This window comes from Flavobacterium sp. UMI-01 (genome assembly GCF_019656315.1).
Lineage (GTDB): Bacteria > Bacteroidota > Bacteroidia > Flavobacteriales > Flavobacteriaceae > Flavobacterium.
This window is the reverse complement of the sequence record NZ_BPLU01000035.1, coordinates 51,203-73,820: the sequence shown is the minus strand read 5'-3', so window position 1 is coordinate 73,820 and position 22,618 is coordinate 51,203. Positions and strand designations below refer to the sequence as shown.

Here is a 22,618-nt window from a genome sequence, read left to right as displayed (position 1 = left end):
TAGCATGGAAAACAGGAAAAGTGAATACCGAGTTGAGATGACTGGAATTACCAAAAGTTTTGGTGTTGTTTCAGTACTCCAAGGAGTGAATTTAAAAATAAAGCATGGAGAAATCCATGCTTTACTCGGCGAGAATGGAGCAGGAAAATCTACCTTAGTTAAAATCCTAAGTGGTGTACATCAAAAGGATGGTGGTACCGTCCTGCTGAATGGAGAAGAAATTAATCCTAAAAACACCCACTACGGACAAATGTTAGGTATTAGTGTCGTGTACCAAGAATTGTCCTTAGTAAATGATTTATCCGTTGCAGAAAATATTTATTTACACAAATTAGGTGCAAGTAAATTTTGGATGCGTTGGAAAGAAATCACCAATGATGCACAGCAATTGATAAACTCTTTGGGGTTTGACATTGATGCTTCGGCCAAAGTGAGGGATTTAAGCATTGTTCAAAAACAAGTGGTCGAAATTGCAAAGGCTTTATCAGAAGACACCAAAGTATTGGTTTTGGACGAACCTACGACAGTATTTGATCCAAATGATGCGCAAAAATTGTTTGACAATCTTTTGAGGCTCAAAAAAGAAGGCATGTCAATCATCTATATTTCGCATCACTTGGATGAGATATTCAAGATAGCTGACACCATAACCGTATTAAAAGACGGTGTTGATACGGGAAGCATGGCAACAAAAGACATTGATAAAGACAATGTGATAAAATTAATGATTGGTCGTGATTTGGAGGATTTGTATCCTAGTCGGGACCCTAATACTAGCGTGACTCCAGTTTTTGAAGTTAAAAATCTTTACGGAAGTGATGGATTTATTAAAGATGTTTCTTTTTCTGTTCGCCCTGGCGAAGTACTAGGTATAGCTGGTTTAGGTGGTAGCGGTAGAACCGAGATGGCCAAACTTATTTTTGGTGCCGACAAAAAGAAATCGGGGACCTTGATACTTAACGGGAAAGTCATTACTACCAATACACCTTTTGATGCAGTAAAAAACGAAATTGGTTTTGTATCAGAAGACAGAAAAGAAGAAGGTGTGTTTTTACCGCTTTCCATTAGAAAAAATATAAGTATTACGAGCTTCAAACCCATTTCAAGTGCATTTGGTTTTATAAACAATAAAAAAGAATTTGAAAATGTTAGCGGTTTGATCAGTAAGTTAAAAATCAAAACAGTCAGTAGCGAGGTAGATGTAAAAAACCTATCAGGTGGAAACCAGCAAAAAGTAGCTTTAGCCAAATGGCTGAGCATTGACAGCAAACTGATTATTATTGATGAACCCACCAGAGGAGTTGATGTGGGTGCCAAAGTGGAGATATACAACCTCATAAACGAAGTAGCTCAAAAAGGAGTTGGGGTTATTGTTATTTCTTCGGATATGCCAGAGATTATGGGAATAGCTGACCGAATTCTGGTAATGCATAAGGGAACAATTTTTGGCGAATTACCTAAGGAAAAATTCACTGAAGAAAATATTTTAAGGTATTCAATTGGTGAAGAATTAAAAAATTAAAAATAACAACTTAAATATCAAAACAATGAATTCATCTATAAAAGAACAGTCTAGCGGTGCAGGTGGGATATTAAAATTCCTGATTAAACACAACACCATTTTTATTTTTATTCTGCTGGTTATTTTTTCAGCATTTATTTCTGATGTATTTTTTACTGAAACCAATCTGTCTAACTTGTTAAAACAAGTATCTGGAATTGGGATTATCAGTATCGGAATGTTAATTGTAATTCTTACTGGCGGTATTGATTTGTCAGTAGGTTCTATGGTGGCCTTATTAGCGGTAACCTTTGCCCTCTTAATCAATGTGGTGATTTTACCCGTAGCCATTTTGGGAACCCTCTTATTAGGTTTTGCTCTGGGGAGTTTGTCGGGTTATTTAGTTGCCTATCAAAAAATGGCACCCTTCATTGCAACTTTGGCCTTAATGACCATTGCAAGAGGATTAGGATTTATTTATTCTAAGGGTTCACCTGTTACATTTGATTCGCCAGGAGGAGCCTTCATGTCTGATTTTGCAAACAACTCTACCCTATTTATCCCAAATATCGCTATCGTATTTTTTATCGTTGTAGCAATTGCCGCAGTGGTGTTAAAGTACAATGTTTTTGGGCGATTAGTAATCGCGATGGGAAGTAACGAGGAAGCTTCTCGTTTATCTGGAATTAAAGTAAGTAAATATAAATTTTTGGTCTATGCCATATCAGGCTCTTTAGCAGCTTTGGCAGCTATTATCACCGCTTCAAGAACCAACTTAGGTTCGCCTAATATGGGAGTAGCTTGGGAATTGGATGCCATTGCGGCAGTGGTCATTGGTGGCGCTAGCTTGAATGGTGGAAAAGGAAATGCCGTGAATACACTTATGGGCGTGTTAATCTTAGGCTTAATTGGAAATATTTTAAATCTACTCAACGTACCTTCTTATCCACAACAAGTCGTAAAAGGTGGAATCATCATCTTGGCGGTTTTATTTCAAAAATTCGAAGGAAAAAAATAACAAACATGAAACATATTAAATTGAACAACAGCAACTTGCAAGAGTTGTCTGACAGGGTCGCTATACCTCAATACAACCGAGAAAATATCAAGTCAGGAATAGTACATGTAGGGGTAGGTGGTTTTCATAGAGCACACCAAGCCATGTACTTAGACCAATTATTACATGAGGAATCTAACGCTAATTGGGGAATTTGCGGAGTGGCTTTGTTGGATTTTGATCAAAAAATCTACAACACCTTACACACCCAAGACGGCTTATATACCTTAGTAGTAAAAGAGCTTGACGGGAGTTTGACTAAGCGCGTAATGGGTTCAATAGTGGACTATTTATACGCACCGGCAAATCCTAAAGCAGTAATCGAAAAAATGGCCTCTCCAGAGGTTAAAATTATTTCGCTAACCATTACAGAGGGAGGCTATAACTTGAACGAAGCAACAGGAAAGTTTAATTTTGACAATCCTCAAATCATTCACGATAGCCAAAATCCAGAGTCGCCTAAAACCATTTTTGGTTACCTGACACAAGCCTTACAACTGCGTAAAGAAAATAACAGCGGACCTTGTACCATCCTTTCATGCGATAATATCGAAGGGAATGGCGATGTTACTAAGGGAATGTTAGTTTCTTATATCCAATTTGCACAGCCTGATTTATTAGAATGGATGGAAGCTAATGTATCGTTTCCCAACAGTATGGTGGACCGAATCACCCCTGCCACGATGCCATCGGATTGTAGCCATCTTCTAGAAACTTCAGGAATTGAAGACCAATGGCCTGTCGTATGCGAATCCTTTCAACAATGGGTTATCGAAGACAATTTTATCGCTGGCAGACCTCCGTTGGAAACGGTGGGAGTTCAGTTTGTAAAAGATGTTGAGCCTTTTGAAAAAATGAAATTAGGATTACTCAATGCAGGACACTCTGTAGTTGGCATCTTAGGGAGCTTGATGGGATACACGACCATTGATGAAGCGATTAGCAAACCTGAAATCGGGAAGTTCTTAGCCATCTATTTGGACAATGAGGTTACACCGATTCTTCATGGATTAGAAGGTATGGATTTGCCTAAATACAAAAAAACGCTTATCGAAAGATTCAGCAATACCCACATCAAAGACCAAATAGAGCGTATTTGTTCCGAAACATCAGCTAAGATTCCGAAGTTTATTTTACCAACGGTTCACGAACAATTAAAAATTAATGGGACTGTGGATTATGCGGCTTTTGTTTTAGCGGCTTGGGCAGTGTATAGCTTGGGCGTGAACGAAAAAAATGAACCCATTACTATCAAAGATGCGCTTCAAGAAACGCTTTTGGCTCAAGCCCAACTGGCAAAAGAAAATCCAGCACAATTTTTAACTCTTGAAGAAGTTTTCGGGAATTTAAGCCAATCAGCTCGTTTTTGTGATGCGTTTACAAAATCGTATCGCGATATCGTGTCATTTGGAGTAAAAAAATGTATCTTGGAGATGAATAGTAACTTTTAATACCCTAACGATGATAAAAGTAAGCTGCTTTGGAGAAGTGTTGTGGGATGTGTTTCCAACGCATAAAAAAATTGGAGGCGCCCCTTTGAATGTGGCGGTAAGGATGAAATCCATGGGGAATGAAACCTCCGTTATTAGTAGAATTGGAGACGATGAAGACGGGAAGAAAATTGTTAATTTTTTAAAAGACAACCAAGTAGATACCTCAGGTATTCAAGTTGATTCTCAATACAAAACCAGTACGGTTGAAGTTACCTTAGATCAAAACGGTGCAGCTTCCTATGAAATTGTGCATCCTAGAGCTTGGGATAAAATCGAATGTACACCCACTGCAATAGCACTTGCCAAAAGTGCTGATGCCTTTATTTTTGGGAGTTTGTCCTCTAGAGATGCAATCACAAGAACTACATTATACGAACTTTTGAAGTGGGCCAATTACAAAATTTTTGATGTTAATCTACGCCCACCTTATTACAATGCCGAAGTTTTACATCATCTGATGAACGAAGCTGATTTGATAAAATTTAATGACGAAGAGATTTTTGAGATTGCCCGTTTGATGCATTCTAATGCACAAACATTAGAAGAAACCATTGTATTTATTGCAGAAAAAACACATACAGACTGTATTTGTGTCACCAAAGGAGGAGCAGGAGCTGTCTTGTTTTTCGAAGGGAAATTTTACTATAATTCAGGATATAAGGTTACCGTTGTAGATACTGTTGGAGCTGGAGATTCTTTTTTGGCTACCTTAATTAGTAAAATAATGAAACAAACAGCACCTCAAGAAGCATTGAATTATGCTTGTGCAATGGGTGCTTTAGTAGCCAGTAACGAAGGAGCCAACCCTATAATTAACGAGGAAGAACTAACACAATTGATGGGTATGTCGTAACCCATCAACTATTTTTTATATAATTTTTTTAACTTGAACTATTGTCTAAAACTTCATGATGTAAATCATGGAGTTTTTTCATTATAGGATTAGATGTGAAATTTTAATCACCGAAATGAAATTTATTAATTCGCATTCCAATTCTGGATACACACTTTTACTTTTTCTTCTCTCAATTGTGCCAAAGCGTCCAAATAATACGAAGCAAATAATTCATTTTCGCTCAAATCCTCAAAAATAGATTTGATTTCCAAGAATTTTATCGGGTTTTGGATAGATAAGGCAGCCGTTCTAATCAAGGTGCCGCTCATGGTATCGATGATGTCATAGGGTTGTTCATTGTCGTCAATACCATCATTATATTTAGCCCAAGCGGCAATAATAAAAGCAGCCCATTTAATCTTTTTTTCGTTAGCCAATTGGTTCTTGATGGTTGGCAAAATAAACAAAGGTACCTTAGCCGAACTTTCTTGACAAATACGAATCAATTGGTCATTGATATGCGGATTTTTAAATCGGTTTACCAAGCTTTTCTTGTAATCTTCAATACTTTTTGAGTCGGAGTCCGTTAGTGTAGGCGTTACTTCTTCGTCCAGAAAGTTTTTTAAGAACAACATAAAATCGGCATCAATAGCCGTTTCATAAACGGTTTTATACCCGTGTAAAGTTCCTAAGATTCCTAATATGGTGTGGCTCGCGTTCAGCAAGCGCAGTTTTAAGTTTTCAAAAGGAGCAATGTTCTGGGTGTATTGTACGCCCACTTTGTCCCAATTTGGTCGGTCGTGAATGAATGCATTCTCAATTACCCATTGGCTAAAAGGTTCACACACTACCGGCCATTGGTCATCAATAGCGAAATCTTCTTTTAGCGTACTAATGTCTTTGGAGTTGGTGATAGGTGTAATTCGGTCCACCATCGTGTTGGGAAAACAGGTGTTTTTTGAAATCCAATCCAGCAAATCGGGCTCTACTTTACTCACATAATTCAATAGCGATTGTTTCATCGTATCGCCATTCGATTTGATGTTGTCACAGGACAAAATCGTACACCCGGGTAAATTACGCAGTTTTCTTAATTTAAATGACTGTGTCAAATAGCCAAAAACGGTTTTTGGACTAAACGGATTTTTGATATCTTCATTCACTGCCGGATGGTTGATATCAAATTCTCCGGTAATTTCGTTCAGGTGGTAGCCATCTTCAGCAATGGTCATCGAGATGATTTTGATATCCGGATGCGCCATTTTTTCGATAACAGCCAAAGGGTTTTCAGGACCAAAGAAATATTCCACAATTGCTCCGATGATTTTGGCTTTGTGAGAGCCATTGGGTTCTTTGGTATATAAGGTGTAAAGGCCGTCTTGGTCTTTTAGGATGTTGTAAATTTTACGATCCGAATCCAATAAATCGACGCCACAAATCCCATAATGGAGTTCTTTGTATTTGTCTATGAGTTCGTGAATGTAATACGCTTGATGCGAGCGGTGAAAATTGCTCACCCCTATGTGTAAAATGCTAGTCTTAATTTGGTTTCTGTCATACGAAGGAACAGCAACTTCTGAAGGCAACAAACTTAGGTTTTCTGCATTAAGATAATAGGATTTTGCCATAGTTTAGGGAAAGCTATAAAAGTTTTTGAAGCCTTAAAAATACATATTTTTTTTATTACCACAGATTCGCAAATTTTAAATAGTTCTGATTGTAAATAACCCGCTTAAAAGCAGAATTAGCGCAAATTGATTCATCCCTAACAACATAAGATAAAATCTGCGAATCTGCGGTTATTTTTAGCTCATGCATTTGCCCTGAGTAAATCACATATTAATCAATAAAAATAGTAAAAAAACCTATATTTGTAAGATGCCACAAGGCAATGCGAAATCCTAATATTGAATTATGGACTTTAGAAAAATAAGTAACTTATCTGTCGATTGTGTGATTTTTGGACTAGGAGCAGATAGTCTTAATGTCTTGCTTCGCAAAAGAACCTTAAATCTCTTCAATGACAATTATCCCGAAATTGATGATTGGGTTTTACCTGGCAAAAATGTACTCAAGAGTAAAAATTTAGAAGAATCTGCGGATTTGATTTTAGCCACTATTTCAGGGCTGCAATTCACAAATAAAAAGCAATTTAGAACCTACGGAAGCCAAAAACGTCTCAAAGCCGATAAAGATTTATTGTGGATTAGAAGTCAAGGCGCCGAAGTACGCACCATCACAGTTGTGTATTATTTGACCATTCCACAAGCAAGCCTTACGATTGAGGATAACAGCAATTTAAAATGGTTTCCAGTCAAATCCTTACCCGATGTAGGTTTTGACCATCGCTTCATCATTCAGGATGCTTATGAAGATTTGCAAAGCAAAATCATGACAGAGCCGATTATGTTTGACTTGGTTCCCGTAAAATTCACCTTGAACGAACTTCAAACGGCTTTCGAAATTCTGCTAAATATCGAATTAGACAACCGCAATTTCAGAAAGAAAACACTCAGCAAGCCGTACATTGTCCCATTGGAAGACAAACGAAAAGTAGCCGGCTCCAAAAAACCCTCCAAGTTGTTCATGTTCAGTAAAGACGTCTATGACAAAGTAGCGGAGAAAGACCATCTCATCAGTACGATATTATAGTTTTGGTGGTGAAATTGTGTGTTTTTTTAATCCTTTGTCGTGAGTGACTTTTTTTCGAAGATTTTATATGGTTCTTCTAAGGACATTTCCATATACGTTAATGACATTTTATTCACACCGTTTGTCATTCCGTAGGAATCTCAGGTGATGTGAGTGTTTTGATTGAGACGCTTACAGCGTGGCAAAGATTGGGTGTTTTCCATGTTTTTTTTTGCTAAACCTTTTCAAATTCACAAAGTAACAGCTATTATATTATGGATGAATTAAAATCTATCTCTACATAATGAGCCGAGCCTACAGCTCTTTGGAAGATTTTATACAATCAATTAAAATTCTATACCCGATTTACATGGTAAAGTTGCGTAGGAACGATATATTTTGTAGCCCCGAAATTCATTTCGGGGAATAAATTGAAAACAATCTAAAGTCCCGTAGGGACGGTATATATGAATAACATTCACAAATATTATAAAGTCCAGTAACCACAATCTTGTCTCTCTGACGATAGGAAGACTCGAGCGATAGCGAACAGGCGAAGCAATCTCCATAAGCGACTAAAGTACTGCACTTGCCAATCATTGTGGCGCAAAGTCAGAGACATTTGTGCAGTAGCATTCCACCCCAACTTGAGGTACCAAACTGGCTCCTCAAGTTATCGAACTCTTGTTGGCTGAGTTCAAACATAAAATCTTCGTGGGTTCACAGAAAAAATATTAAGAGTCATAAAATTTATAAAGCCCAGTAACCACAATCTTGTCTTTCCGACGATAGGAGGAACCTCCGCAAGTGACTAAAGTACTGTATTTATCAATCATTGTGGCGCAAAGTTGGAGACATTTGCGCAGCTATACTTTGGGGAGATGTGGTAATTTACCTAGCACATTTGTTAATCTTTGCGGATACGAGTTGAAAACTCGTACTAGACTTTCAGTTTATTTCTGCTTGCGCCAAGGAAAGTTCGATCACTTTGAGATTGCTAATTTAAATTCACCTATTGAACGATGTAATTGTAGACAAAAGCTAACTACTGTTTATTATTTTAATCCTGTCAATTAGTTGTTTGTAGTAACTAGCATGTTCTTCTGAAAATGGTTTTAATTCATTTCTCAGTTTTTCAATATCAATAATGTAATCACCATCTCTAATACAAAGTATAAAATCCTCATAATGTAATTTATTTATCAATTCAAAATGCTCTGGACATGAATTTAAAACATTTATATATTCGTCATCTAAATATTCTACTATTCTCTTTCTTTTTTGTCCACTTATATATTTTTCTAATGAGCTAAAGTGTTCAGCGTCTTTTTTACCACTTGCATAATTTTGAATGGTAAAACAATCGTTAAATTTTGTTTTATAATAAATACTTTGGAATAAACAGCCATACAACAAGACTGCTACGAGTTCGTCAGGATTATAAACAATGTTATTTTCTATAAAATCTTTTGGCTTTTTTGGTTTAGTTCCACCAGCACCATTTTTTGACGTAAAAAAATTTTCGTTACCAGTTATGTAAATTTCGTCAACTCCAAGGCCAATTTTGAAAACATCTTTATTTAATTCTCTCGCTATGAAATGTCCAATTTCATGAATAAAAGTTCTTTGAGGATCGAAAGAGTTCATATTTATACATTTTTAAACAACAGCAAACTAGTCTAAATATATGATTACCGTTACACATTATTTAAAAACAAATATAAAAAAAACATCCCTATAAAAACAGAACATTCCCCTTAGCCCTGACAGTCCCGAAGTCTCGGGAGCAGGGAAATCTCCACAATAGGATGGATTAAAATCCATCCCTAAAATAGGAGCCGAGCCTACGGCTCTTTGAAATATTTTACACGATCAATTGAAATTCTATATGTTGTTTAAGTGGAAAAGATCCGTAGGAATGATATATTTTTAGTCCCGAAATTTAATTCGGGGAAATAAATTGACACGCAATCTAAAGTCCCTCAGGGACGGTATATATGAATAACATCCACAAATATTATAAAGTCCAATACCACAATCTTGTCTTTTCCGACGATAGGAGTTATCTCCATAAGCGACTAAAGCACTGTGCTTGCCAATCTTTATGGCGAAAAGTCAAAGACATTTGCGCAGTAGCTACACTTTGGGGAACTGGGTTCGTAAACGCTCAATTTTCGGCTTAATATAAACTTGATACGAAACGATAATTCCAATAAATTCGCAAATTGCGCAAAAACCCATACTAGGTGAAATTTATATTTATCTCTTCCGTTATTTCGTTAATAATTTTAAAAATCAAGTTGGCAAAATACTCAAGAAAAGTAGTTTTTGTTATTCTTATAATTCCCAAATTTCCAGCAACTACCACTTTATGCCCTTTTAAGAATTTATAACTATCTTCTTTAATAATGTCTTTATTTTTATCAGTCAAAATTATACCTCCATTGTGCGTTATCAAATTTCTTATTTTTTGAAACTTCTGTATTTCATTAAAGTCAGTTGCGTTTTTATTTGCAGATTTTATGTTACCGACTAAATTCAAATAATTATAAAATTTTGTTATTCCTGAACCACTTAAATGCTCAATTTTAATCTTACTAACTGATTCTTTTTCTAGAATTTTGCATAAACGAAACAATCTGAATTCAAAATGAGAAAACATACTTATAAATATTGAATTTAATAATATCCAATCAGAATTTGCAAGATGAGCACTTTCGTCCAACCAGTTTTCATCAGCTTCACCTTTAGTTAGTTTAGACATGAATACTGAATTTTGGTTATCAATTAAATTCAAGGAATCTTCAGAAAGTTTGATGAGCGATTTAATGTTTTCACAGAATACTTTATTATTTATTAATTTTTGCTTCATCTACATTTTTTTTAAATTTTCGCTAACTTGTATATCTATAACAAAATCATACAAAAACAACTCCTTTTGGGGTAGATATGTATGATCTAGTCCTACATATCCACCCCAAATATAAGAAAAACCCCCTTACAAAAACAAAACTCCCTCCTTAGCCCTGACAGTCCCGAAGTATCGTGAGCAGGACTAATCATTCCTGAAACTACCAAATTTTCTGCTCCAAAAAAAACAAAAAAACAGCAATAAATAAAAATCTATTGCTGTTGTGTATGTGGTTCCCGAAAATATTTCGGGAGAGAGTTTATGCTAATAAGTCCAAAACGAATGATGGAAACAAACCAAGGGCGATATTCAATACGATAGCGATGATGGCTACGGCATAGATTACTACTGGTGTTGCTGTTCTGGTTTCGTTTGGTTCTTTGTTGTACATCGCTAGGATGAGTTTGAAGTAATAGCCCACACTGATGATAGAGTTGATTACCGCTACAATTACTAGTGATAAATAGCCTGCTTGGATAGTGTTGTTGAACAAAAACAATTTGGCAAAGAATCCTGCAAAAATAGGAATACCAGCCATAGACAATAATGACGCAGTCAATATAGCGGCCAATAGCGGGTTTGTTTTTCCTAAACCGTGGAAATTGTTAATGTCTTCGTTATGTTTGTTGTAGCACACATACAACACCACACTGAAGGCTGCAATACCTGCTAAGGCATAAGCCGAAGTATAATACAATAAAGTTCCTGCTGCGTTTTCGGTATTCAATAAAGTCATTAACATAAAACCAGCATGTGAGATTCCTGAGAAGGCTAGCATACGTTTTACGTTCACTTGGCGCAACGCCATGATGTTCCCTACGGTCATCGATGCCATCGAAACGATTACGATTACGAGTTGGAATTCTGAAGAAATCTCCGCATTCATAGCCGTTAGTAATTTGAATAGGGTGGCAATCGCTACTACTTTCGCCAAGGTACTCATCAACGCAGTAGTCAATGCTGGGGAACCTTCGTACACATCTGGTGCCCAAAAGTGAAAAGGAACCGCTGCAATCTTAAAGAACATTCCGATAGTTACCAAGATGATTCCAATAGGGAACCAGATAGGCAACTCGGCTGAATACGATAATTCACTGATTTCGATTACATCAAAAGTTCCCATAGCTCCGTAAATCAAACAGATTCCGAAAAGGATAATTCCAGAAGCGAAAGAACCCATTAAGAAATATTTCATTCCTGCTTCGTTGCTTTTGAGACTTTTTCTATCGCTTGACGCCAAAACGTAAAGTGAAATCGATAAAATTTCGATTCCTAAAAAGAACATCGCTAAGTTCCCAAAAGAAACCATAGCTACAGCTCCCGCTAGTAAAAATATTTTGATAGCAATAAAATCTGAAATTTTTGAATGCTGAAATTCGTAGAATTTATGTCCCAATGCAATCAAGAAAATCGCTAGAATAATAAACAAACCACTGAAAGCTGTTGAGAATTTATTCACCACAATCATGTTGTTGTAATAGGATGCTGGATTGCTGAACTCAGTTGCATTCAGTCCCAAAACAGCCAATAGGCCAATGATGCTTATCGGGATAATGGCTTTCCTGAAGTCGAAAATTTCAAATAAAAGGCATAAAATACCTAGTCCTACTATAGCTATTAATGTACTCATTGTTTAATTTTTGGATTCAATGATTAAGGATTTTATTATTTAGGATTTAACCCTCCATCAAAATTCCTAAATCCTGAATTTATTGTTTTTTATTATTACCTTATTAGATATTATCCTCTATTTATTACACTCAAAATATGCTCCAAGCTCGGCGTAATCAAATCATTAATCGGTTTTGGATACAAACCAAAAACGAACAATACCGCCACGATTAGGACTAACACTGCAATTTCGTTAAAATTCACTTCGGCGAAAACTTTAGTATTTGTTTCTCCTAACATCACTTGTTGGTACATTTTCAACATATAGTAAGCTCCCAAAATGATAGTTGTTCCACCTAATACCGCGAACCAAATATTGATTTGTGACAAACTGTATAAAACGGTAAACTCACCCACAAAGTTAAAAGTCGTAGGCAAAGCTACCGACGCCAACACTAAAATCATGAATAAAGAAGCAAACTTAGGGGTTTGAGTACGAATGCCTCCCATATCTGCAATCGTTCTAGTTTCGTATCTTCTGTAAATGATTTCGGCTACAAAGAACAAACCAACCACTACAAAACCGTGGGCAATCATTTGTAAAACTGCTCCACGCAATCCGTCAAGATTGAGTGCATAAGCTCCCGCAGCAATTAATCCTACGTGTGCAAGTGACGAATAGGCTAATAATTTCTTTAAGTCTTTTTGACGTAAGGCTACAATTGAACCGTAAATCACACCTGCAATTCCAAGACCAATCATAATATTGATGTATGCTTTAGCAGCTAAGGGCGCAATAGGCAATTGCCAACGAATCACACTGTACAATCCCATTTTTAGCATAATTCCTGATAGTAACATGGTTCCCACAGTTGGTGCTTTTTGATACACCTTGGCTTGCCAAGTATGAAAAGGAATCAACGGAATCTTAATTGCGTAGGCTAAAAAGAAAGCCGCAAAAATCCAAATTTGTTCATCAGTCGTTAAGTTTAATTTGTATAAGTCTTCGATTAATAAACTTCCTGCTTTTTGGTACAAATACACAAAAGCAATTAGCATGAATAACGAACCTGCCAATGTATAGATAAAGAATTTTACCACTGCGGTTTTACGGTCTTCGGCATCACCGTTACCCCAAATCAACGCGATAAAGTAAATCGGAATCAAAGCCAATTCCCAAAAGATATAATATAAAAGTCCATCGGCAGCTAAGAAAGTTCCTGCCATCGCAAAAGCCATGAACAAGATCAAACTGTAGATGCTTTTGGCATTTTTAAATTGGGTACCAAAAGAAGATAAAATAATCAATGGCGATAAGGCTGTCGTTAATAACAACATTGCTAATGCTAATCCATCGGCTGCCAAAGCAAACGAAATTTTAGGTTGATTAATCCAAGGTGCAACAAAATCAATGTTTTCGCCCAAATTGAACTGATTAAGTACAACTACACTGCATCCTAAAGCTACTACGCTAAAAACTAAAGCCACTTTAGAAGCTATTTTGTCGCCCACTAAATAGGTTATAAAGGCACCAACTAAAAGAATTATTAATATAAGAGATACGTTCATGGTATATAATTATTGAGCTAAAAATAAATAGGTTACAATGGCACTAAGCCCTAATACAAATACAAAAAGATACAAACCAATACTGCCGCTTTGTAATTTCTTACCTTGATACCCTATTTCGTTAGTTAATTTTCCAAATCCAAAAACCAAAGATGACAATCCTGTTTCAACACGGTCTCTAAACAAGCTCGACAAACTGTTAATCGATTTTACAAATACCGCATCGTAAATTTCATCCACATAATATTTGTTGTACAAGGTTTTGGAGAAACCTGTAATCGCCTCATCCGCTTCAGGGACTTGTTTTTGTTTCAAATATTTAGAAAAAGCAATTCCTATTCCAATCAATCCACCAACAACTGCAATCGCCATAAGTGCAAATTCTTGTGTTCCAAAGTGGTGTGCTTCATGTGCTTCTTTCGAAAATAAAGGTGCTAAGTATCCGTTCAACCAGCTATTCGTTGGCAAACTAATCAATCCACCAATTGCTGCTAAAATTGCCAAAACAATTAACGGGAAAGTAATTAAAGCGGGACTTTCGTGTAAATGACTTTTTTGTTTGTCCGTTCCTCTAAAATCATTAAAGAATGTTAAGTACAACAAACGGAACATATAGAAAGCAGTAAGCAATGATGCTAACGAAGCAATAACCCAAAGTACTTTGTTGTGCTCAAATGCTACCATCAAAATTTCATCTTTCGAAAAGAAACCTGAAAATGGCGGAATTCCAGAAATTGCTAATGATGAAATTAAAAATGTTATGAAAGTGATTCCCATCCATTTTTTCAAACCACCCATATTACGCATGTCTTGTTCGCCATGCAAAGCGTGAATCACAGAACCTGATCCTAAGAACAAACAAGCCTTGAAGAAAGCGTGTGTAATCACGTGGAAAACGGCAACTTCATAAGCCCCTAAGCCTAAAGCCAAGAACATTAATCCTAATTGAGATACGGTGGAGTAAGCCAATACTTTTTTGATATCCGTTTGTACCAAAGCTATCGTTGCCGCTACAAGCGAGGTAACTGCACCTACAATCGCAATAATATTTTGAACCTCTGGAGCCAAATCAAATACATAATTCAATCTGGTAATCATAAAAATTCCAGCCGTTACCATCGTTGCCGCGTGAATCAAAGCCGAAACCGGTGTAGGTCCCGCCATCGCATCAGGCAACCAAGTGTATAATGGAATTTGCGCTGATTTCCCACAAGCTCCAATGAACAAACAGAAAGCCGCAACAGATAATAAAGTTAAATCCATGTTAGAAGCCGCAGAGATTGCCGTTTTCAAACTAGCATAATCCAAAGTCGAAAACATCGAAGCTAAGATAAAAATCCCAATAAGCAATCCTAAATCCCCAATACGGTTCATGATAAAAGCCTTCTTAGCCGCATCATTGTAGTCTTGGTTTTTATGCCAAAATCCAATCAATAAATACGAGCATAATCCAACACCTTCCCAACCAATGAAAAGTACTAATAAATTGCTACCCATAACCAAGCTAATCATGAAGAAGATGAACAAATTCAAATACGCAAAAAACTTGTGCATATTCTCGTCATCGTGCATATAGCTAATGGAGTATAAATGAATCAACGAACCAATTCCAGTAACAAACAATAACCAAAGCACCGATAATTGGTCTAATAAAAAACCAAAGTCTACTTTGAAATGGCTAATCTGAATCCAATCAAATAAGGAAACTTGGATGGCTTCTTGAGTGGCATTAATGCGAGAGAAAAAGCAAAGTGTCACAGCAAAAGAAAAAGCAACCGTCAAAGTCCCTATAATTCCTGAAGCTGTTTTACCAACCGCTTTCCCGAAGAAAATATTAAATAAAAACCCTAAAAAAGGAGCTAATAATAAGAGTAAAGCTAAATTTGTATTCATTATAGTTTATCCTTTTAAATTTTTTAATTTGTCGATGCTTATCGAACCTAAATTCTTGAAAATCGAAACCAATATCGCTAATCCTACAGCAACCTCCGCAGCAGCAACAGCCATAGAGAAAAAGACAAAAATTTGCCCTTGCGCATCTTGATGATAGGTAGAGAAAGCCACAAACAATAAGTTAACAGCATTCAACATAATTTCGATAGACATAAATACAATAATAGCATTACGGCGGTACAATACTCCAAATATTCCAATGCAAAAAAGGATTACTGAAAGAAAAATATAATTTTCAATACCTATTTCGTTTAATATATTGCCCATTATTTTTCGATTTTTTGTTTTTTAGATAGTAAAACAGCTCCAATCATTGCTACTAATAATAAGATAGAAGCAAATTCAAATGGCACCATGTATTCGTTCAGCAATACTTTTCCAAGTACTTTTATAGATTGGTAATCTTCGCCTGTTGTGGTGTATTCACCCACAATCGGTTTCGAATCAATAAAAACTTTGATTAATACCAAGCACACCAAACTGAAAGCCACAATAGCACCCAATCGAGTCACACGCGGACGGTGCACTTCCTTTTTTTCGTTCAAATTCATCAACATAATCGTAAACAAGAACAAAATCATAATCGCACCCGAATACACTATCACGTGTACAATCGCTAAAAACTGAGAATTTAATAATAAGTAATGACCTGCAATCGAGAAAAAACAAATCACAAGATAAAGTGCACTGTGTATAGGATTTCGGCTAAAAACAGTCAAAAAAGCTGTCGATAAAGTGATGGCCGCCAAAACACAAAATATAATAAGTATTGTTGACATTAATTAGCGTTTTTAAGTTGAGTATTTTTCATGGCTACATCTAAGGGCATCACCAAACGGTCTTTACCAAAAATGAAATCTTCCCTATCGTAGCTCGCTGGAACTAACACCTTCGAAGTAGTTAAATAAATGGCGTCTTTAGGACAAGCCTCTTCGCACAATCCACAAAAAATACAACGCAACATATTGATTTCGTAGATTTCAGCATATTTTTCCTCACGGTACAAATGTTTTTCATCCGGCTTACGCTCCGCAGCCTTCATCGTAATGGCTTCAGCAGGACACGAAAGCGCACACAACCCACAAGCTGTACAATTTTCTCTCCCTTGCTCATCGCGTTTCAACTGGTGTTGCCCACGGTACACAGGACTCATCGTACGCACCTGCTCAGGGTACTGAATCGTAACTTTTCTTGAAAACAAATGCTTTAATGTAATCCACAATCCCTTAAAGATTGCAATGATGTACATCCGTTCTAAAAAACTCATCTCTTTGTGAGAGACTTGCTTTTTTCTTCCCGATAAGGATATGGTTTCTATTGCCATTTTTTAATTTTTATTTTTTGTAGCTAATCCTGCTATCCGCTCTATCTTGTGGGGGCCATAGGCCAGCCCCCACAAGGATGCCGCTGCTATCAGGGCTAGGGTATTCTGCTATTATTTACTATTTCTTTTTAATTTGAAGCTTTAGCTTAAAACGTAAATGAACTTGTACTTCTTCTATGTGCTAAAAGCTTCTATTTAATTTTTTTATAAACTTATATGTCTTATATGTTTATAAAAATCTTTATGTTCTATTACATTTTCAAAACCATCCGAAAATATTCCCTTCTTAAACGCTCTTAAATGTCTTATTATGGTTTAAAAAACTTAATTTCTTAATGGTTAAAAAAAATCTTTATGTTTTATCTAAAAACCTAAGAACACCGCAATCTCCGCTCTCAATATCACAATTCCAGTGATGATGATATTGAATATCGACAACGGAATCAATATTTTCCATCCCAAATGCATCAATTGATCGTATCTAAATCTTGGAATCGTCCATCTTACCCACATATAGAAAAAGATGAAGAAACATATTTTGGCAAACAAAACACCAATTCCAATTACATTTCCAATGTTCACACCATAGTTTTCAATCACCCATTCCATTCCAGGATAGTTGTAAGCTCCAAAGAACAATACCGCCAAAATAGTTGATGAAATAAACATATTCGCATACTCCGCAAATAAGTAAAAACCCATTTTCATCGAAGAATACTCCGTATGGTATCCTCCAATCAATTCCGTTTCACATTCCGCTAAATCGAATGGTGTTCTATTGGTTTCTGCAAAAGCACAAATCAAAAAGATAAAGAACGATAAAGGTTGGTAAAACACATTCCAACTCATTCCTGATTGTTGTGCTGCGATTTCTTTCAAACTCAAGGTTCCAGTCATCATCAACAAAGCAATGATAGACAATCCCATCGCTACCTCGTAAGATACCATTTGCGAAGCCGCACGTACCGCACCAATCAATGAAAACTTGTTATTGGAAGCCCATCCTCCAATCATGATGCCGTAAACACCCAATGAAATAATTCCGAAAACGTATAACAACGCCACATCAATATCCGTAGCTTGCAAGATTACATCACGACCAAAAACGTGTAATTTATCTCCCCACGGAATTACGGCGCTTGTCATTAACGCAGTAGCCATCGCAATGGCAGGCCCTACATAAAACAAAAAGATATTAGGCGTATTCGGTTCAAATTCTTCTTTAGAGAATAATTTCAATCCATCTGCAAGTGGTTGTAATAATCCTCCTTTACCCGCTCTGTTCGGGCCAATACGGTCTTGCAACCAAGCCGCAACCTTACGTTCTGCTAGTGTTGAATACATCGCCATGACCATCGTAATGGCAAAAACAACAAGAATAACAATGCTTTTTTCTATAATAATTGCTGTATCCATTTCTTATGCATTAGAGTTATTCGTTTGCTCTTCTTTTCCGTTTGGCAAAGGAATAGCCGACATACTTATTTTTTTACGGTCTTGCTCTCTACCTTTTAAGATACCTTCTTCAGTATTGATAGTAACCGTTTCTAACTTTCTGGTGTAGTTGTTTTGATTGATAACCGAATCTTTATCAAATTTTCTTGGACCTTCAATCACCCAATCCGCTGGGTCTTTGTGATCAAAACGGCATTCGTTACAAATGAATTCTTCTACTTCGTGGTATTGGTCTTTGCGACCAGTCACTCTTTGGATTTCGTTACCAAACATCCAAACCGTAGTTTTTCCACAACATTTGTCGCAATCTCTGTGCGCATTGTAGGGTTTGTTGAACCAAACTCTCGATTTGAATCTGAAAGTTTTATCAGTCAACGCTCCTACCGGACACACATCAATCATGTTTCCAGAGAATTCATTGTCAATCGCTTTTGAGATACAAGTCGAAATATTCGCGTGATCACCTCTGTCCATTACACCGTGTACTCTATTGTCAGTCAATTGATCAGCCACTTGCACACAACGTTGACATAAAATGCAACGGTTCATGTGTAATTGAATGTTCGGACCGATATCTTCTGGTTCAAAGGTTCTTTTTTCTTCAATAAAACGGGTTTTTGATTTTCCGTGCTCAAAGCTCAAATCCTGCAAATCGCATTCTCCCGCTTGGTCACATACAGGACAGTCTAGCGGGTGGTTTATCAATAAAAATTCCGTCACGGATTGACGCGCTTCACGCACACGGTCAGAGTTTTTACTGTTCACTTCCATGCCGTCCATACAACCTGTCACACACGAAGCCATTAATTTTGGCATCGGTCTTGGGTCAGCATCACTACCTTTAGCTACTTCAACCAAACAACAACGGCATTTTCCACCGCTCCCTTTTAGTTTTGAGTAATAACACATCGCTGGAGGAACTGATTCCCCACCAATCATACGCGCTGCTTGCAAGATGGTTGTTCCTGCTTCAACTTCAATTTCTTGACCGTCTATTGTTACTTTCATTTTTTCCTCTCCCCAACCCTCTCCAAAGGAGAGGGAGTCATTGGGTTAATTATTAAGTTATTACTTTCTCCAAAATTCCTCCCCCTTGGGGAGGTTAGGTGGGTATTATACTGTTTGTTTCGCCACCAAATGCTTTACGCTTGAAAACGGTTCAGCTACAAAGTGATTTCTATTTTTAATTTTTTCAGGGAAACGAACATGATATTCAAATTCGTCTCTAAAATGACGAATCGCAGCAGCTACTGGCCAGGATGCGGCATCACCTAATGGACAAATCGTGTTTCCTTCAATTTTAGATTGAATGCTCCACAACAAGTCAATATCTTCTTCACGTCCTTGACCGTTTTCAATACGCCACAACACTTTTTCTAACCAACCTGTACCTTCACGGCAAGGCGTACATTGACCACAACTTTCGTGGTGGTAAAAACGAGCAAAATTCCACGTATTTCTAACGATACAAGCCGTATCATCATACACAATAAATCCTCCTGAACCTAACATAGAACCAGTGGCAAAACCACCATCACTTAAAGATTCATAAGTCATCAAACGATCTTCACCGTTAGCTGTTTTGAAAATCAAATCCGCTGGTAAAATAGGCACAGAAGAACCTCCTGGAACCAAGGCTTTCAAAGGTCGGTCAGAATACATTCCTCCCAAATATTCGTCAGAATTCATGAATTCATCTACACTTAATCCCAATTCGATTTCGTAAACACCCGGATTTTTAATATGCCCTGAAGCCGAAATTAATTTGGTTCCCGTAGAACGTCCTACTCCTATTTTCGCATAATCATCTCCTGAATTGTTTACAATCCAAGGCACAGAGGCAATAGTTTCAACATTGTTTACTACCGTAGGATTGGCCCACAATCCTGAAACTGCAGGGAAAGGGGGTTTGATACGAGGATTTCCTCTTTTTCCTTCTAAGGATTCAATCAAAGCCGTTTCTTCACCACAGATGTAAGCTCCAGCACCACAGTGAACGTGTAGTTCTAGGTCGTAACCCGAACCTAATATATTTTTTCCTAACCATCCTGCCGCTTTGGCTTCGGCGATGGCTCTTTCTAATATTTTGAAAACCCACATGTACTCTCCACGAATGTAGATATAGGATAAGTTTGCTCCCAAAGCAAAACTTGAAGTAATCATTCCTTCAATCAATAAATGCGGAATAAATTCCATCAAATAACGATCTTTGAAAGTCCCTGGCTCCGATTCATCGGCGTTGCAAACTAAATGTCTTGGTTTTCCTGATTTTTTGTCAATAAAACTCCATTTCATTCCAGCAGGGAAACCCGCACCACCACGACCACGAAGTCCCGATTTTTTTACTTCTTCAACCACTTCATCAGGCGTCATTTTTTTCAAAGCTTTCTCTACAGAGGCATAACCGCCTTCTTTACGATAGACTTCGTAGGTTTTGATTCCCGGAATGTTGATTTTATCTAATAATATTTTTTTTGACATCTTATTTATCGTGTAATATTATTTTATTATCTCTACAATCAGCAATTATCTGATCGATTTTATCTTTGGTTAAATGTTCTTGGTAAAAATCACCTAGTTGCATCATTGGCGCATAGCCACAAGCCCCTAAACATTCTACACCACGCACTTCAAAAAGTCCATCAGCAGTAGGTTCGCCAATACCAACACCTAGTTTTTCACAGGTATAATCCATCAAATCCTCCGTACCTCTTAAACAACAAGAAGACGTTTGGCAAAATTCAAACATGTATTTCCCAATAGGACGACGGTTGTACATCGTATAAAAAGTAACCACTTCATATACTTCTACTGGTTTGATATTCAAAATCTCCGCTACTCTGTCTTGCAATTCAATACTCAACCAGTTGTCGTGAGCATCTTGAACCTCGTGCAAAACAGGCAATAAAGCCGATTTTCTTTTATCTTCTGGATAATGACAAATCAATTCATTGATGCGAGCCATCAATGCGTCAGTTATGTTTATCTCTTGTTTGTGATGTGTTCTTTCCATTTTTTCTAAATCTGAAATCTTTAAGCGTCTAATTCTCCCGCAATTACATTTAAACTTGATAAAATCACAATCGCATCTGATAACAAAGCGCCTTTGATCATCTCTGGATAGGCTTGGTAATAGATAAAACAAGGTCTTCTAAAATGCAATCGGTACGGTGTACGGCTTCCATCGGTAATCAAGTAGAATCCTACTTCTCCATTTCCACCTTCCACAGGATGGTAAATTTCGGCCACTGGAACAGGAACTTCACCCATCACAATTTTAAAGTGATAAATCAACGATTCCATATTGTTGTACACATCTTCTTTTGGTGGCAAGTAGTAATCAGGAACTTCAGCATGGTATTCGTTTCCTTCTGGCATTTTGGCCAAAGCCTGACGAATAATGCTTAAACTTTCCCAAACTTCGGCATTACGCACACAAAAACGATCATAGGTATCACCTGATTTTCCAACCGGAATACTAAATTCAAAATCTTCATAAGAGCTGTATGGTTGTGCGACACGTACATCGTAATCCACACCTGCAGCACGCAAGTTAGGCCCTGTAAATCCGTAAGCCATTGCTTTTTCGGCACTAATAGGCCCTACATTAACGGTTCTATCAATAAAAATTCTGTTTCTTTCAAAAAGGTTTTCGAATTCTTTCCAAGCTGGTGGAAATTCTTCTAAAAAGGTGTTTAATAATTCAAATGCTTTAGGTGTCCAGTCTCTTTCAAAACCTCCCAAACGTCCCATATTAGTTGTCAAACGAGCCCCACAAATTTCTTCGTAGATTTCATAAACTTTCTCTCTAAATTGGAATACATATAAAAATCCAGTGTAAGCTCCTGTATCTACCCCAAGAATGGAATTACAAATGATGTGGTCTGTAATACGTGCCAACTCCATTACAATAACTCTTAAATATTGCGCTCTTTTTGGAACTTCAATATTTAATAATTTTTCTAAAGTCATCCACCATCCCATGTTGTTGATGGGAGAAGAACAATAGTTCATACGGTCTGTAAGCGGCGTAATTTGGTAAAACGGACGATTTTCAGCGATTTTTTCAAAAGCACGGTGAATGTATCCAATGGTAGGTTCAGCTTCCAAGATACGTTCTCCATCCATCAATAAAATGTTTTGAAAAATACCGTGGGTTGCAGGATGCGTAGGCCCTAAATTCAGAATCGAAAGCTCGCTTCCGTCTTCATTTAGTTTCTCTTTCATTATTTTAGCATAGCGATGCTCTGGTGGTAATAATAGTTCTGACATTTATAG

19 protein-coding genes are annotated in these 22,618 nt (G+C 37.0%); 5 read left to right on the top strand and 14 right to left on the bottom strand.

Annotation, left to right across the window (positions count from 1 at the left end):
- The first annotated feature begins 4 nt into the window (after nucleotides 1-4).
- The 4 genes from K5R64_RS10540 to K5R64_RS10525 are packed head-to-tail and all read left to right on the top strand — an operon-like array spanning nucleotide 5 to nucleotide 4,904.
- Complete coding sequence (locus tag K5R64_RS10540; RefSeq protein WP_220763315.1) at nucleotides 5-1,522, top strand: sugar ABC transporter ATP-binding protein; 1,518 nt, start codon at nucleotides 5-7, stop codon at nucleotides 1,520-1,522.
- Nucleotides 1,523-1,547: 25 nt separating this feature from the next.
- Nucleotides 1,548-2,519, top strand: a complete 972-nt coding sequence (locus tag K5R64_RS10535; RefSeq protein ID WP_220763313.1) for an ABC transporter permease — start codon at nucleotides 1,548-1,550, stop codon at nucleotides 2,517-2,519.
- 5 nt (nucleotides 2,520-2,524) lie between these two features.
- The gene (locus K5R64_RS10530) at nucleotides 2,525-4,009 is read left to right on the top strand and encodes a mannitol dehydrogenase family protein (RefSeq protein WP_220763310.1); all 1,485 of its coding nucleotides are present in this window, start codon (nucleotides 2,525-2,527) and stop codon (nucleotides 4,007-4,009) included.
- Nucleotides 4,010-4,019: 10 nt separating this feature from the next.
- Nucleotides 4,020-4,904 carry a carbohydrate kinase gene (locus tag K5R64_RS10525; RefSeq protein WP_220763308.1) on the top strand — a complete coding sequence of 295 codons (885 nt, stop codon included), beginning with the start codon at nucleotides 4,020-4,022 and terminating at the stop codon, nucleotides 4,902-4,904.
- Nucleotides 4,905-5,029: 125 nt separating this feature from the next.
- Here the strand turns inward: K5R64_RS10525 and K5R64_RS10520 are convergent, their stop codons facing one another.
- On the bottom strand, nucleotides 5,030-6,514 hold the full coding sequence (locus tag K5R64_RS10520) for a mannitol dehydrogenase family protein (protein ID WP_220763306.1): 1,485 nt from the start codon (nucleotides 6,512-6,514) through the stop codon (nucleotides 5,030-5,032).
- A 286-nt stretch (nucleotides 6,515-6,800) separates the two neighbouring features.
- Here K5R64_RS10520 and K5R64_RS10515 point away from each other — a divergent pair, with 286 nt between their 5' ends.
- Nucleotides 6,801-7,538 carry an NUDIX hydrolase gene (locus K5R64_RS10515; protein WP_220763305.1) on the top strand — a complete coding sequence of 246 codons (738 nt, stop codon included), beginning with the start codon at nucleotides 6,801-6,803 and terminating at the stop codon, nucleotides 7,536-7,538.
- 1,020 nt (nucleotides 7,539-8,558) lie between these two features.
- Here K5R64_RS10515 and K5R64_RS10510 read toward each other — a convergent pair.
- The 13 genes from K5R64_RS10510 to K5R64_RS10450 form a co-directional block, all read right to left on the bottom strand.
- Nucleotides 8,559-9,164, bottom strand: coding sequence for a hypothetical protein (locus K5R64_RS10510; RefSeq protein WP_220763304.1), 606 nt, complete (start codon nucleotides 9,162-9,164; stop codon nucleotides 8,559-8,561).
- A gap of 595 nt (nucleotides 9,165-9,759) precedes the next feature.
- The gene (locus K5R64_RS10505) at nucleotides 9,760-10,389 is read right to left on the bottom strand and encodes a hypothetical protein (RefSeq protein WP_220763303.1); all 630 of its coding nucleotides are present in this window, start codon (nucleotides 10,387-10,389) and stop codon (nucleotides 9,760-9,762) included.
- 298 nt (nucleotides 10,390-10,687) lie between these two features.
- Nucleotides 10,688-12,058, bottom strand: coding sequence for an NADH-quinone oxidoreductase subunit N (locus K5R64_RS10500; protein ID WP_220763302.1), 1,371 nt, complete (start codon nucleotides 12,056-12,058; stop codon nucleotides 10,688-10,690).
- 110 nt (nucleotides 12,059-12,168) lie between these two features.
- Entirely contained in the window at nucleotides 12,169-13,608 is a 1,440-nt protein-coding gene (locus K5R64_RS10495) for a NuoM family protein (RefSeq protein WP_220763301.1), read from the bottom strand.
- Between the two features lie 9 nt (nucleotides 13,609-13,617).
- A complete protein-coding gene (nuoL, locus tag K5R64_RS10490) occupies nucleotides 13,618-15,501 on the bottom strand; it encodes an NADH-quinone oxidoreductase subunit L (protein WP_220763300.1) in 1,884 nt (627 codons plus the stop codon).
- A gap of 6 nt (nucleotides 15,502-15,507) precedes the next feature.
- Nucleotides 15,508-15,828, bottom strand: a complete 321-nt coding sequence (gene nuoK, locus K5R64_RS10485) for an NADH-quinone oxidoreductase subunit NuoK (RefSeq protein WP_220763299.1) — start codon at nucleotides 15,826-15,828, stop codon at nucleotides 15,508-15,510.
- Entirely contained in the window at nucleotides 15,828-16,340 is a 513-nt protein-coding gene (locus K5R64_RS10480) for an NADH-quinone oxidoreductase subunit J (RefSeq protein ID WP_220763298.1), read from the bottom strand. The genes nuoK and K5R64_RS10480 overlap by 1 nt, the downstream gene beginning before the upstream one ends.
- Nucleotides 16,340-16,885 (bottom strand): NADH-quinone oxidoreductase subunit I, encoded by a 546-nt coding sequence (locus K5R64_RS10475; protein ID WP_220763296.1) that lies wholly within the window; start codon nucleotides 16,883-16,885, stop codon nucleotides 16,340-16,342. The genes K5R64_RS10480 and K5R64_RS10475 overlap by 1 nt, the downstream gene beginning before the upstream one ends.
- Before the next feature lie 363 nt (nucleotides 16,886-17,248).
- On the bottom strand, nucleotides 17,249-18,301 hold the full coding sequence (nuoH, locus tag K5R64_RS10470; protein WP_220763294.1) for an NADH-quinone oxidoreductase subunit NuoH: 1,053 nt from the start codon (nucleotides 18,299-18,301) through the stop codon (nucleotides 17,249-17,251).
- Nucleotides 18,302-18,304: 3 nt separating this feature from the next.
- Nucleotides 18,305-19,348 carry a 2Fe-2S iron-sulfur cluster-binding protein gene (locus K5R64_RS10465; RefSeq protein ID WP_220763292.1) on the bottom strand — a complete coding sequence of 348 codons (1,044 nt, stop codon included), beginning with the start codon at nucleotides 19,346-19,348 and terminating at the stop codon, nucleotides 18,305-18,307.
- A gap of 105 nt (nucleotides 19,349-19,453) precedes the next feature.
- Complete coding sequence (nuoF, locus tag K5R64_RS10460) at nucleotides 19,454-20,821, bottom strand: NADH-quinone oxidoreductase subunit NuoF (protein ID WP_220763290.1); 1,368 nt, start codon at nucleotides 20,819-20,821, stop codon at nucleotides 19,454-19,456.
- A gap of 1 nt (nucleotide 20,822) precedes the next feature.
- On the bottom strand, nucleotides 20,823-21,353 hold the full coding sequence (gene nuoE, locus K5R64_RS10455; RefSeq protein ID WP_220763288.1) for an NAD(P)H-dependent oxidoreductase subunit E: 531 nt from the start codon (nucleotides 21,351-21,353) through the stop codon (nucleotides 20,823-20,825).
- Nucleotides 21,354-21,373: 20 nt separating this feature from the next.
- On the bottom strand, nucleotides 21,374-22,612 hold the full coding sequence (locus K5R64_RS10450; protein ID WP_220763287.1) for an NADH-quinone oxidoreductase subunit D: 1,239 nt from the start codon (nucleotides 22,610-22,612) through the stop codon (nucleotides 21,374-21,376).
- Between the last annotated feature and the right edge of the window lie 6 nt (nucleotides 22,613-22,618).